Source organism: Citrobacter sp. wls757, assembly GCF_005280935.1.
Lineage (GTDB): Bacteria > Pseudomonadota > Gammaproteobacteria > Enterobacterales > Enterobacteriaceae > Citrobacter > Citrobacter portucalensis.
The window spans coordinates 5,925-20,022 of the sequence record NZ_SZWU01000019.1 but is presented as its reverse complement, the minus strand read 5'-3'; the positions used below and the strand labels follow the sequence as shown (position 1 = coordinate 20,022).

Sequence of the window (14,098 nt, the reverse complement as noted above, 5' to 3'; positions counted from 1 at the left end):
TCTGGCCCACAGCGCCAGAGCGGTTTTCCATCCTGCCTCAACAATCCTCAATAATCAGATATACCGCCTTCACCGGACCATGCACCCCAACCACCTTGATAAGCTCAATATCCGCCGTCGAGCTGGGTCCACTGATGATATTAATGCACGATGGCATACGCTCACCGGCCTGTGCTTTCTGATGCAGTTTTTCTGCCAGCTGCGCCACGCGCGGCAGGATGGTGCTTTTACGCAGCACGAAAATAGAGGACTCCGGCAACAGGCTCAGGGAGCGCCCGCGCTCCGGTGCGGAAAACAGCACCACGCCGCCGGACTCGGTCAGGCCATATTCGGCATACACCACGCCGACTTTCGCCTGCTCGGCCTGGGTAATATTTTCGCTACCACGCGCCGGATCCCAGACCACGGCGTTGCATTCCTGCTGTAAGCGTTCGGTGATACCCAGATCCACCAGCCGGCTGTCGCCGCTCAGCACCACCGGCTGCTGACCCAATTCTTCGCACAGGCGCAGCGCCGCGTCTGCGGCCTGGTCCTCGCTGGTCAGTTCGCAGCGGGCCAGCATCACTTCGCTGGCAAACTGGATAAACGCAGAGCAGCGCTGCTCGGGGCTAAGCTCGGTCAGGCGCTCGTTGGCATAGTTGTTAACCGGCGCGGCATCTGCTTGCGGCTCGAAGCGCAGCGGGCGACCCAGCGCCTGGGCGATGGTGTTTAAAAACGCGGTACGGTTATCCATTCTTTTTCTCCTGCGCCTGATGTTTCTTAAACCAGCTACGGAAGCTCTCGCCGTCAGCATCAGGCAGATCGCGCGCCTCCATCCAGTCACCAATCGCGCCAACCTTGAGCGGGGTTTTGCCGCCATTGATAAACCAGCTCGCCGCATGCGCGCCCGCCATCATCCCGACTTTCCACAGCCCCGGATGGCTATTGGCATAGGCGAACATCTTGATCGCCCGTCGCTCGGCTTTCGGCGTAATGCCCTCCTCGGCCATCACCCTGCGATGACGCAGGATCAGTTTTGACAACGGAATACGCACCGGGCAGACGCTGTCACAGGCCGTGCATAAAGAACAGGCGTACGGCAGGTCTTTAAAATCTTTATAGCCACCGAGCAGCGGAGAAATCACCGCGCCGATAGGTCCAGGATAGATAGAGCCATAGCCATGTCCGCCGATGTGGCGGTACGCCGGACAGGTGTTCATACAGGCTCCGCAGCGGATGCAGCGCAGCACATCGCGAAACTCTGAGCCCAGCACCTGCGAGCGACCGTTATCGACAATCACCAGATGGAACTCTTCCGGTCCGTCAACGTTATCCGCCTCACGCGGGCCGGTCAGCCAGGTGTTGTAGCCCGTCAGACGTGCGCCCACGGCGCTGCGCGCCAGCATGGTGATCAGCACATCCACCTCGGCAAAGGTCGGCGCGATACGCTCCATGCCCATCACCGCAATGTGCGTTTTCGGCAGCGTGGTGCACATGCGCGCGTTGCCTTCGTTGGTCACCAGACACACCGAGCCGGTTTCCGCCACGGCAAAGTTACAGCCAGTAATACCGATTTCGGCACTGAGGAAATCCTCGCGGATCTTCTGACGAATGAACAAAGTCATAGCTTCCGGGGTTTCCGGGCCGTCGTACCCCAGACGTTCGTTCAGCACGCGGCGGATCTGGTAGCGATCTTTATGAATCGCCGGAACCACGACGTGCGAAGGCGGATCCTGATCCAACTGCAGAATATATTCCCCGAGATCGGTTTCGATCACCTTGATTCCGGCATCCTGCAGCACGTGGTTGACGCCGATTTCTTCGGTCACCATCGACTTGGACTTCACCACCTTCTTCGCATTTTTACTCTGCGCGACCTGCAAAATGTAGCGAGTGGCGTCTTCTTTGGTTTTGGCGAAATAGACGTGTCCGCCGTTTTCCGTCACTTTCTCGGAGAGTTGGTACAGGTAAGCGTCGAGGTTGCTCAGAACGTGATCGCGGATCTGGCTGGCACGATCGCGCCAGTCTTCCCAGTGGCCTAACTCATCGACCATTTTTTGCCGATTCGCGCCGATACGCTCCTGCGCATTAGCCACGGCTTTGCGCATGATCGGATCTTCTATCTGCTGACGAATACGCAGTTTAAATTCTACATCGCTGGTTTTTATCGACATCTCTTTCCCCTCAGCGGCTCATCAGCACTTCAGCAATATGCATCACTTTGACCGGCTGGCCTTCCCGTTGCAGTCGGCCGCCAATGTTCAGCAGGCAGCTAACGTCTGCGCCAATCAAAAATTCCGGCTTTGCATCCATCAGATGTAAGACTTTCTCTTTCACCATCTCACCGGATATCTCGGCCATCTTGACCGAGAACGTCCCGCCAAAGCCGCAACAGGTATCCTGATCGGCAAAAGTCAACAGCTCCAGTCCGCGCACGTTTTTCAGCAGCGTAAGCGGCTCTTCCTTCACTCCCAGTTTGCGGGTCAAGCTACAGGAAGGATGATACACAGCGCGGCCCTGCAGGCTGGCACCAACGTCCACCACGCCCAGTTTGTTGACGATAAAGGAGGTGAGATCCTGCATACGCGCGGAAACTTTTTCAGCACGCAGCGCCCATTCCGGTTCATCGGCCAGATACGTCGGGTAGCTTTTTACCGCGTAGGTGCAGGAGCCTGCCGGGGAGATAATCGGATCGTCGTTGTCTTCCAGCGCGGCGATCAGGTTTTTCATCCCGGGGATCGCCTCTTTGATGTATCCGCTGTTGATGGCTGGCTGACCGCAACACCCTTGCTTCTCGGGGAAATTCACGCGACAACCCAGTTTTTCCAGCAGCAATACGGAGTCTCGTGCCATCCGTGATTTCAGTGCGTCACCAATGCAGGTAACAAAGAAATTTACATTCACAATAACTACTCCATTGCTTCATTTCTGTTTATTGCGCTTGATATCGCGATATCAAGCAAAGATTCAGCTGTATTTCACGCCCAGTTTTTGTATTTGCTTGTTTTACTAATGTCTGGGTTCATTATGATGCACGGATCGTTTTCCTTTGATAGCGACTCTCCTCTTCTTATATCAGGACAATCGCAAATGTCTGTATTTTCATTTGTATGACAAAACCGAATAATCCCCTAATCAACATGCATATGCAATACCCATGTTTATTTATTTCGGACTTGCTCACATTTTTATATTGAAAACGACAGTGTTATTAACACCTTGTAAAATAGTTTCGAATGATTACTACCTTCGTCACTACCATTATTAAAAATGTTATTAAATAACCACTTATGGGTATTTACCTTGCTCTTAAGTATATTTATCTGGCATTGAATTTTAATTAAAAGATTACAATAGTTACAAAACCACAAATCATAATTACTTTATTCACTGAAGCGATTCAGTTTACATATTTTATTTATACAGCAATGTAGTCTTCCCGCCATAAATATAAATCAGGTTTAATGAACCAATCAGGAATAGCAATGAACGAATATTTTATGTTTGCCCTGGCACTCTCTCCTTTACTACTTATGGTATTTTTAATACTGAAATTAAAAATGCCCATCCATTATTCCGTACTGATTTCTTTGGTATTCACCGCTGCACTATCGGCAATATTCTGGGAAATGCCCGTACAAAATCTGAAAGCCGCGATAGGCTATGGTGCACTGAAGGGACTATGGCCGATCGTGATTGTGATCCTCGGCGCTATTTTCAGTTATAACGTCATGCAAGCGACCAAAGCACTGGATATTTTGCGCGATATTCTCGCCAGCATTAGCGAAGATAAGCGTATTCAGGTGCTGCTGATTTCATGGTGTTTTGGTGGATTTCTTGAAGCCGCAGCGGGCTATGGCACGGCGGTCGCTATTCCGATCGGCATTCTCATTGCGCTGGGATTCAACCCGCTGAAAGCAGCGATTGCTTCTCTCGTGGCGAATACCGTTCCCACCGCATTCGGCGCGGTCGGGATCCCGGTTTCTATTCTGGCTGAACAGGTTAATCTGCCGGTTTATACCTTAGGCGGAACCATTATTTTGCAGCTCGCGCTGTTTAATATCCTGCTGCCGTTTGTGATTGTCTGCATTATTGGCGGCGGCCTGAAAGCCATTCGTGGCGTATTTCTGATCACGTTGATTTGCGGCATTTCCACGCTGATTCCGCAATATTTTGTCGCCATCCATCTTGGCGCGGAATTACCCGCTTTTGCCGGTAGCCTGGTCAGCCTGTTTGCCGTGGCGATGGTCAGTCGCCTGCGCAAAGGGAAAACCGATCCAGAGTGGCGCATTGAGGTCAGCCATACCCGCGAAACCACGCCGCGCTCGGCAAAAGTGCTGTTCCGGGTTGGCTCTATCTATCTGTTTATTTTTGTGTTTATCCTGCTGTGTTCGCCGCTGTTCCCGACAATAAAAGGCGCGGCGTCCCAACTGGCTTCGGTGCTGCATTTCACGTTGGCTGACGGCAAAACGATGGCACTGAAAGTTGAATGGGTGACCACACCAGGGATGCTGATCATCTTTGCGACCATTATCGGCGGTTTTATTCAGGGGGCGTCCGCACGCGGGATGCTGGAAGTATTTATCAAAACCATTTTCCAGCTTAAAAACTCTATCGTCGCAATTATGGCGATCGTCGCGCTGGCCACGGTGATGGATCTCAGCGGGATTATCTCCACGCTGGCGCAGTCGATTGTCGATCTGACCGGCAGTTCGTACGTCTTCCTCGCCCCGGTGATTGGCGCGCTGGGCACGTTCGTTACCGGCAGCGATACCAACTCGAACATTCTGTTCGGCAAGCTGCAAACCATTGCTGCCAGCAAGTTACATATCGATCCCAACTGGCTGGCGGCGGCCAATACCTCTGGCGCTACGGGGGGGAAAATGATTTCGCCGCAAAGCATCGCCATCGCGGTTTCTGCCACCAAAATGGACGGTCAGGCCAACCAGATTATGTCTGGCACCATGAAATACTGTTGCGCCTACATTGTGATCCTCGGCTTAAAGGTTGGTCTCTTTTATTACTGGTTTATGGCGTAAGCCATTGTCAACCCCGTCAAATTCGCGGCAATCGTATTTGACGACACAGTGACCAAAAAGGTTTACACCGTCCCAGGAACGGAACAAGGCGACAGGCTTTACGATTTGTCGGCGCTGACTAAAATAGCGCCGATGTTTCAAATCGAGGATTGTTGTTATGTTGTTCTGGAAAAAGATGGTGAAGAAGTTCGACGCCTTTTCCGCGTTGATTCCACCACGCTACTTCCGCGTGTAATACCTGGCACTTATGCCTGATGGCGCATCGCTTATCAGGCCTACATTTCACACTCATTTGTAGGCCTGCGTTTCACGCTCATTTATAGGCCGGATAAGGCGCGAGCCGCATCCGGCAGAGACTGCAGCGTAAAATGCTCACCCCTTCCTCTTACGCAGACCGCATGCTCTTAACACCGCCACCCACAGACGAAGCCACGCGAAACGGTAGACCAGAGGATGCTGAAGCCGCAGCAATGTCAGAAACATAGAGCCCCCTCGTGGCGCTACAGTACCGCTGCCCGATAGCGAATTTGCGGATCCATTATCTGGTGACGCGCATCTATCAGCCGCAGTTCATACGAATCATGCTCTTTCGTCAGTCGCATCACCGCATCGACGACACTGGTGGTCCGCTCCAGCGCCTGTTTGTCCTCATAACCATTGAGCAGTGAGGCCAGCATCACGCTGCAAATCAGATCCCCAACGCCCACCGGCATTTTGGCAAAGGTATACAGCGGCCGGGCAATGTGTAACGTCTGTTCCGGCGTCACCAGCAGCATTTCAAACGCCTGTTTGTCCCGCGAACAGTCGCCGAGATGCTTCACCAGCACCTTCTTCACACCCCACGACACCAGCTGCTGCGCAGCTTCCACCACCTCGTCAAAACCACGCAGTTGTCTGCCCGTCAGCACGCCCAGCTCATAGAGATTCGGTCCCATGATGTCGGCCAGTTGAATGGCATCATCGACAAAAAAGGACTCTACGCCCTGCGCGACAATGCAGCCTTTTTGCGGATCGCCCATCACCGGATCGCAAAAATAGAGCGCCTGCGGATTACGCTGACGAATGGTGGTGACCGCGTGCATCACCTCTTCACAATGACGTTTATCCCCGAGATACCCGGACAGCACGGCATCGCATTGCGCCAGCTTTTGCAGGTCATCCAGCCCGCTGATGATGGCACTCAGCTCGCCGTGCGGCATCGCCATGCCCTGCCACATCCCGTACTGGGTGTGGTTGGAAAACTGTACGGTGTAAAACGGCCAGACATCGATCCCCGAAAGCTGCATCGGCAGCACAGCGGCTTTATTTCCGGCATAGCCATAAACGACTGACGACTGAACAGACAACACGTTTTTCATTTTGACTCCGTCTAACGAAACGTTGGCAGCAGACCAAATACGTCCAGAACAACCGTCAGATAGACAACCGCTCCACAGACAATCACCAGGTTAAGCACGGTGTTATTACAGGGCGCGGTATAGCTGGCGGTCGGAAAACGTTTCCGCGCGGCTTTCACCAGGAACGGCGGCAGGATCACGCTCCAGATGGTAAAGGCCAGACCGGCATAGCCAATCGCGTGCACAAAACCGTTCGGGAAGAAGAAGCACACGGCGGCTGGCGGGAAGTAGGTCACCAGCGCGGTTTTCAGTCGGCCCATGCCGTCATCCGGGAAGTGAAACAGGTCGGCGATATAATCGAACAAGCCAAGCGTCGCCGCCAGCAGAGAACTGGCTACTGCGAAGTTGCCGAAGAAGGTCAGGATCAGATCCATATACCGGCTGGTGAACAGCTCGCTGATGGCCTCAACAAACACGTCGATATTGCCGCCTTTGGCGATAATTGGCGGGAACGCGGAACGGCTGATGTTACCCATCGTGACGCCCAGCCAGAAGATATACAGCAGCAGGGCAAACAGCGTACCGATGATAATCGAACGCGTAATATTCGAAATCCCGCGCGTACCATACAGCTTGACCAGGCTCGGCACGTTACCGTGAAAACCAAACGAGATAATACAGAATGGCAGCGTCATCAGAATGTAAGGCAGGTACTGTGAGTTGGGCAGCGCCACCGCCACGCTGTCGACAAGTTTCGCCACTTCAATATGACCAACCAGCCCGGAGAAAGTAGCAAAGAACGCGATAAACTTACCGATAATCAACACGGTAGTGATGCGTCCGACCAGCAAGGAGCTGTACCAGGCAATCGCGCCGACCAGCATGCTGACGATCACCACCGAGATATTCGCCGGAAAGCGCACGCCGCTGTATTTGAACACGGTTTGCGCCATCACCGCTGACGATCCGGAAATATAGGCATAGGTCAGAATATACAGCACAAAGCCGAAAGCGATACCGACAACGATATTCCACTTACGGCCTAATAAATCCTGAGTAAAGGTATTAAAACTGGCACCGGCACCATAATGCAGGTTGACTTCAACCAGCATCAGACCGGTTAATAACATCATGATGGCGATAAACAGAAGAATAACAGACGCACCGGGGAACCATACGCCGGCCATCGCAATCGGCAGGGAGAACATCCCGCCACCCACTACGGTCGCGATAACCAACATGGTTCCGCTAATCAGTCCGGGGGTACTACTCTGTCGCTCAATGGCATTAATATCCATGATAAATGTTCCTGTAGACTATTCGTTATAATTACAGCTGTCATTTGTACATCATGCGGATAATAAAAATGTCGGAGTCAGGGTTTACTTTTTTTAGTTATGTCACGGTAACGGGCACCGCAAAGGCTTCCTGTTCATGGAAAAGGAATACAAAAAAGCCCCATCACGTGATGGGGCCATAACTATTTTTTAGATGTAATCAAAGCGTGCAGTAAAGAAACGCAACTGCTTCGGCTCGTAAATAAATTTCAGCCCGCGAATATCTTCTTTGTGCTGGTAAAGTTTAATAATACCGTCAGCCACGACATCCATATGTGCATAGGTATAAACACGGCGTGGAATAGTCAGACGCACGGTTTCCAGTTTCGGTCTGTGGTGTTCACCGGTCACGTTATTACGGCCCGCAGAGATAATTCCGCGTTCCATACTACGTACGCCGGTTTCCACATAGATGCTGGCGGCCAGACTTTGTGCCGGGAACTCGTCCTGCGTCAGATGCTCGCAGAAGCGACGCGCATCGAGGAATACCGCGTGACCACCCACCGGTTCAACAATCGGTACACCAGCAGCTTTCAGCTTATCACCCAGGTAGCGAACCTGCTTCACGCGGTGCTCGATGTACTCATACTGCATGGCTTCGCGCAGGCCAATCGCCATGGCTTCCATGTCGCGTCCGGCCAGGCCGCCGTAGGATGGCATACCTTCGTAAACCACGACTAACTCTTTGGCAGAAGAGAACATTTCGTCATCGTTCATGCACAGGAAGCCACCGATGTTCACCAGACAGTCTTTTTTACCACTCATGGTACAACCGTCGGCGTAGCTGAACATCTCATGCACGATCTCGGCGATGCTCTTGTTCTCAAAGCCCTGCTCTTGCTCTTTGATAAAGTAGGCGTTTTCCACGCAGCGGGTAGCGTCGTAGAACACTTTAATGCCGTGTGCTGCCGTCAGTTCACGCACCGCACGCATGTTCGCCATCGAGACCGGCTGTCCGCCCGCGAGGTTAACCGTCACCGCCAGGCAGATATACGCAATATTCTCTGCGCCTTTTTCATCAATCAGTTTTTGTAATTTTTTAAGATCGATATCACCTTTAAACGCAATATTCAGACCGGCATCGTGCGCTTCGTCACGAACGATATCGACAAACACCGCACCATTTTTTTCTTGGTGATAACGGGTGGTAGTGAAATACATATTCCCGGCAACATATTGCCCTGGTTTAATAGCCAGTTGTGATAATAAGTTTTCTGCGCCGCGGCCCTGGTGAGTCGGAACAATATGTTTAAAGCCGAACAGTTCCTGCACGGTTCTTTCCAGATGATAGAAGTTTTCGCTGCCCGCGTACGCTTCATCACCCATCATCATTCCGGCCCACTGCTTGTCGCTCATTGCGTTGGTGCCACTGTCGGTCAGCAGGTCAATATAAATATCTTTCGAATTTAACAGGAAAGTATTGTAACCCGCTTCCTGCATTTTCTTAAGGCGCTCATCACGCGGGATCATAGATACAGTTTCAACGCTTTTAATACGGAAGGGTTCTGCCGGATAATTCATTTTGTTTCTCCAGTAACAGTGGTCATGTACGTATTAATGTGAAGTAAATCATACCTGGTTCATCAATAAAGTCTGATGAAATATAACTATTCGCCTCCTGAGCCAGGGGGAGAAATAATGTGGAGGCACTATGCAAGATTTGATTGATTATGGAAATAGCCCGGTCAACATTAATCACTGGCAATAATTTAAAAAGCTGTAAATGTGAGTGATGCAAATCACACGTCATTTTTTTACCCGTTCATATTCAACGAGTTTTTTTTGCGTGTTGATTTGCCCTTCACCGTTGCATATCACTGGAGAGGGAAAATACTGAAAACTTAACTTTCCAGGCTGTTCTCATAATGTATTGCTCAATGAGTACACCCCAATTTGTGAGAGTCGGATCACTTCCCGGGTTTATATTTGTGATTCACATCACTAAAAGTGTAAAGCAAAGTGTACAATTAAACGTTGTTTCAGAGTTTGCTATTTGCTTCAGTGAGTTAGATCGCATTTTTGGTCTGATGCCGACAGGCGTTGTTTTCTGGAGCGTGGGGATATTCAGGCGCGCGAAAGATAATGAATAAATACGATTAATAATACCGGATTTATTGGGATGAAGGCGTTTTCTATTTATTCCAAAAGCATGCTATTCGCGCTTATTTCATCTTATTTATATCTGGACTTACCGAAGATTACTGGGGAAATTTACAGTGGTTTTATTAGCGCGATACGAAGGTGCGCCAACACCTGCGCATCGCTAATCACAGTAACTATTTATATAAACGTATAACAGGAGGGACATCAACCCTCCTGTTATCGCGATAATGCCAATAATTATTTCACTAACGCAGATATATCCTTGAACAGCGAATGGGCTATTTCCACACCGTCACGAGTTGTACGCGTACGGGAATGATAGCGACGCTCGCCCGGCAAACGCGCCCCTTGCCGCTGCATATCGGCAAAGAGTCTCTCGGCACGTGCCAGATGCTGCGGAGCCTCCCGTCCCAGAAAGCGGGACGGGTCCAGGGCCAGAATCAGCTCGCCACCATAGGGCAACCCGCCAGCCCCCTTATCCCACGCCAGCGATTCCGCGCTGGTCATATCGCCGATGAGCGGTCCGGCAAGCAGTTCCACCATTGCCGCCAGTGCCGACCCTTTATGCCCGCCAAACGTCAACATCGCGCCGTCGAGGATCGCCTGCGCGTCGGTAGTGGCCTGACCGTCACCGTCAATCCCCCACCCTTCCGGCACCGCTTTTCCCGCCCGTTGATGGAGTTGGATCTCTCCCCGTGCCGCCGCACTGGTGGCCATGTCGAAGATAAACGGGGATTTTTCTTCACGCGGCCAGCCAAATGCTATCGGGTTAGTGCCAAAAAGCGGCTGCGTCCCGCCTGCGGGAGCAACCCACGCATGGCTGGGCGTCGTCGCCAGCGCCACCAGCCCCGCCTCCGTGAGCGGTTCAACGTCGGCAAACAGCGCCGAAAAGTGCACACAGCGGTTAATCGCCAGGGCTGCAATACCGCTGTGGCGCGCCTTTTCTATCAGCAGTGGAAGCGCGCGCTCGAATGCCAGCAGGGAAAATGCCCCACCGGCGTCCACCTTCACAATGGCCGGCGCGGTATCGGTGACAACCGGCTCAGCGTCAGGTGACACCTTTCCTTTACGTCGCGTCTCCACAATCCCCAGCAACCGCCACAAACCATGCGAGGCACAGCCATCACGCTCACCGTGGGTCACGTTTGTCGCGATCGCCACGGCATGCGCTTCACTGAATCCGTTCCCGCGCAGCACCTTATATGCCAGCGCATAAGCCTCTGTTAACGAGAGGTTTACCATCTCCATGACCGACTCCTTTACTCTTCTTCATCACCGGTAAAGTTAGCCCGCGGCAGACAGGTTCGCTCACCCCAGTAGTAAATTCCCAGCGACATCACCGCTACCACCACCGTATCCCACGGATGACCAATCACCCCTGTGCCCCCAAAACTGCCCAGCCAGGAGAAGAGCATAATCAGCGCGTAGAAGGCGATAAGCCACAGAGACGATTTCACCTGCTGTGCCAGACTTACGGTGTGTACCGGCACTTTTGATTTGCAAAGCACATAGACGACAAACATCACAATCTGCAGTCCCAGCAGCCATGACAGCGTGCCCCAGCCAGACCAGAATACAATCAGTGCCGAAATCACAAACGACACCGGACCGATAATCCCGAAGGCACGCACACGGAATGGGCGCGGCAAATCCGGTGCATTACGACGTAGCCCCGCCGCCGTGACCGGGGCAATGGCGTAGCTCAGTACCAGCGCCGCCGACACCACGCTTATCAGCTGTTCCCATGACGGGAACGGCAATGTCCAGAAGATAGACAATGCAAAGGTCAGCCACAGCGCCGGACGCGGAATGCCAGACTCTTTATCGATGTGGGTAAACGTCTTAAAGAAGGTGCCTGCTTTCGCCCAACCATAAATCACGCGCGGCGTGGCGTTCATGTAGATATTGCCGGTACCACTTGGGGAGACAATCGCGTCGCACACCACCATAAACGCCAGCCAGCCCATACCGAGCGTAATGGCGATATCCCGGTACGGCAGCGAGAATTGCTTGCTGATCTCCGCCCAGCCGCCACCCAGCATATCGGTCGGAATACTGCCAAGAAATGCCAACTGCAACAGCACATAAATAATCGTCGACAGCACCACGGATAAAATCAGCGCCACCGGGATGGTACGCTGTGGATTCTTTACTTCACTCGCCACAGAAATAATTGGCGTCAACCCCAGGTAGGCGAAGATGATCCCACCGGCGCTAATCGCAGCCTCAACGCCCGACATACCAAAGGGTGCAATCCCCTGAACGTGCAGGTTCTCAGGTTTGAAAAAGGTAAATAGCGTCACAACGACCGCCAACGGCACCAAAAATTTCAGAATACTGATGATGTTATTGGAACGGGCAAACGTTTTTACGCTGTAGTAATTCAGCCCGAAGAACAAACACAGCAGCAAAAACTGCACCACCCATCCCAGCAGCGTTGGGTCGCTTGAGCCAGTTTGAGTCAGCATCGGGAACCATGCTGCCGCATACTGCCGCGCAGCAACAATCTCTATGGAAATGAGGCTTGAAAACGCAATCAGCGTAATAAATCCAAGCAGATACCCCATCAACTCACCGTGGGAAAAGACCGGATAACGGATAATCCCCCCGGCACGAGGCAGTGCCGCGCCCAGCTCACAATAGACAATCCCTAACAGCAGAACGGCAATCCCACCGATGACCCACGAGGCAATGCCCGCAGGTCCGGCAATCGATGCCACATGGCTTGCGGCAAACAGCCAGCCGGAACCGAAGATAGCCCCAAGCCCAATAAACGTCAGGTCGGTTAGCGTTAGCTGCTTTTTAAATTTACCCACCTCAGCAACGCGGGCCTGTGTTTGGTGCGTAGAGTGAATCGTCATGGTCATGCCCTTCAGTCAACAGAGGGGGAAATGGCTTCCCGGGTCCACTGCCCGTTAATCAGGCGCAGCAGGTTCAGAGGGTTGTCATCCTGGACAGCAGGCGGAAGCAGCGCGGCAGGCACATTTTGCAGGCATACCGGGCGTAAAAAACGGTCGATGGATTGCGTCCCTACCGAGGTACCGCGAGCATCGGTGGTGGCAGGCCACGGACCACCGTGCACCATGGCATCACAAACCTCGACACCGGTTGGATAACCGTTAAACAAAACGCGTCCCGCTTTTTCAGTGAGGGCTGGCAGCAGGCGCTGCGCCAGCGGCCCATCATCAGATTCGGCGTGCACGGTTGCCGTCAGTTGGCCCGGAATCACGCGCAAAATGGACTGCAACTCCGCCTCATCGGCCACCTCGACCAACACCGCCAGCGGGCCAAACACTTCCTGCTGTAGCAGTGGATCCTGTGCCAGCAGCAGCGAAGCCGGAGCCTGATACAACCGGGCCTGCGCGCGGCCGATAACCGATTCATCAGACCCTGCCAAGCGCTGAATATGCGGATGAGCCTCAAGCGCGCTGACCCCCTCTTCATAATGGGCGAGCGTCGGGGCATTCAGCATGATCTGTACCGGGGCCTGATCAACCGCGACCTTCAGCGCCTGCGTGAAGCGGGACATACCCTCGCCGCGTAAGACAAGGATCAGCCCCGGCTTGGTACAAAACTGCCCACATCCCAAAGTGAAAGAGGACACCAGCTCATTGGCCAGCGTTTCTGCCCGCGTGGCGACGGCCTGCGGCAGAATAATCAGCGGGTTAATGGCCGACATTTCCGCAAAGACGGGGATCGGCTGCGGACGCTGCTGCGCCAGCTGCCAGAGCGCCTTACCGCCGCGCAGCGAACCGGTAAAACCCACCGCCTGAATCGCCGGATGGAGAACCAGATCCGCGCCAATATCGGTGCCGAAAATCATGTTAAAAACGCCCGCAGGCAGGCCAGATGCCGCGACCGCACGCACAATCGCCTGGGCAGTCAATTCCGCCGTCGCCATATGTCCGGGATGGGCTTTCACCACCACCGGACAACCCGCCGCCAGCGCGGATGCGGTATCGCCTCCCGCCGTAGAAAAGGCCAGCGGAAAATTGCTGGCCCCGAACACCGCCACCGGGCCAAGCGCGGTCAGATACTGACGCAGATCCGGACGCGGCAGGGGCTGGCGGTCAGGGAGTGCGGTATCAATACGTACGCCAAAGGCATCGCCCCGACGTAGCACCCCGGCAAACATGCGCAGCTGATTACTGGTACGGGTGCGCTCTCCCTGTAACCGCGCCAGCGGCAGCGCCGTTTCCTGGTGGGCTATGGCGAAAAAATCCTCGCCGAGCAAATCCAACTCGTCGGCAAGGGTGTCGAGAAAGCGGGCACGCACGTCTGGCGCTGTCTGTGAATAGACAGG

General features: G+C 53.3%; 10 protein-coding genes. 1 reads left to right on the top strand and 9 read right to left on the bottom strand.

Features of this window, described 5'->3' with window-relative positions; genetic code table 11:
* Positions 1-37: 37 nt before the first annotated feature.
* From FDW94_RS05695 to FDW94_RS05685, 3 genes are read right to left on the bottom strand one after another with little or no spacing between them, the layout of a single operon-like run.
* Positions 38-733 (bottom strand): lactate utilization protein C, encoded by a 696-nt coding sequence (locus FDW94_RS05695; protein ID WP_137377268.1) that lies wholly within the window; start codon positions 731-733, stop codon positions 38-40.
* Positions 726-2,153, bottom strand: a complete 1,428-nt coding sequence (locus FDW94_RS05690; RefSeq protein ID WP_137377267.1) for a LutB/LldF family L-lactate oxidation iron-sulfur protein — start codon at positions 2,151-2,153, stop codon at positions 726-728. The genes FDW94_RS05695 and FDW94_RS05690 overlap by 8 nt, the downstream gene beginning before the upstream one ends.
* 10 nt (positions 2,154-2,163) lie before the next feature.
* Positions 2,164-2,883, bottom strand: coding sequence for a (Fe-S)-binding protein (locus tag FDW94_RS05685; protein ID WP_001102105.1), 720 nt, complete (start codon positions 2,881-2,883; stop codon positions 2,164-2,166).
* A gap of 581 nt (positions 2,884-3,464) precedes the next feature.
* Here FDW94_RS05685 and FDW94_RS05680 point away from each other — a divergent pair.
* Positions 3,465-5,018 carry an L-lactate permease gene (locus FDW94_RS05680; protein WP_057068974.1) on the top strand — a complete coding sequence of 518 codons (1,554 nt, stop codon included), beginning with the start codon at positions 3,465-3,467 and terminating at the stop codon, positions 5,016-5,018.
* A gap of 500 nt (positions 5,019-5,518) precedes the next feature.
* Here FDW94_RS05680 and pdxY read toward each other — a convergent pair whose 3' ends face one another.
* The 6 genes from pdxY to FDW94_RS05650 all read right to left on the bottom strand — a co-directional run.
* Entirely contained in the window at positions 5,519-6,376 is an 858-nt protein-coding gene (gene pdxY / locus FDW94_RS05675) for a pyridoxal kinase PdxY (RefSeq protein WP_071446775.1), read from the bottom strand.
* 11 nt (positions 6,377-6,387) lie between these two features.
* Positions 6,388-7,653, bottom strand: a complete 1,266-nt coding sequence (locus tag FDW94_RS05670; protein WP_048215030.1) for an aromatic amino acid transporter — start codon at positions 7,651-7,653, stop codon at positions 6,388-6,390.
* 189 nt (positions 7,654-7,842) lie between these two features.
* Complete coding sequence (locus tag FDW94_RS05665; RefSeq protein WP_016155590.1) at positions 7,843-9,213, bottom strand: tyrosine phenol-lyase; 1,371 nt, start codon at positions 9,211-9,213, stop codon at positions 7,843-7,845.
* An 819-nt stretch (positions 9,214-10,032) separates the two neighbouring features.
* On the bottom strand, positions 10,033-11,043 hold the full coding sequence (locus tag FDW94_RS05660; RefSeq protein WP_137377266.1) for an Ldh family oxidoreductase: 1,011 nt from the start codon (positions 11,041-11,043) through the stop codon (positions 10,033-10,035).
* 11 nt (positions 11,044-11,054) lie between these two features.
* Positions 11,055-12,656 (bottom strand): APC family permease, encoded by a 1,602-nt coding sequence (locus FDW94_RS05655; protein WP_048227169.1) that lies wholly within the window; start codon positions 12,654-12,656, stop codon positions 11,055-11,057.
* A gap of 11 nt (positions 12,657-12,667) precedes the next feature.
* A partial coding sequence (locus tag FDW94_RS05650) for an aldehyde dehydrogenase (NADP(+)) (protein WP_249358322.1) occupies positions 12,668-14,098 on the bottom strand: 1,431 nt, incomplete at its 5' end.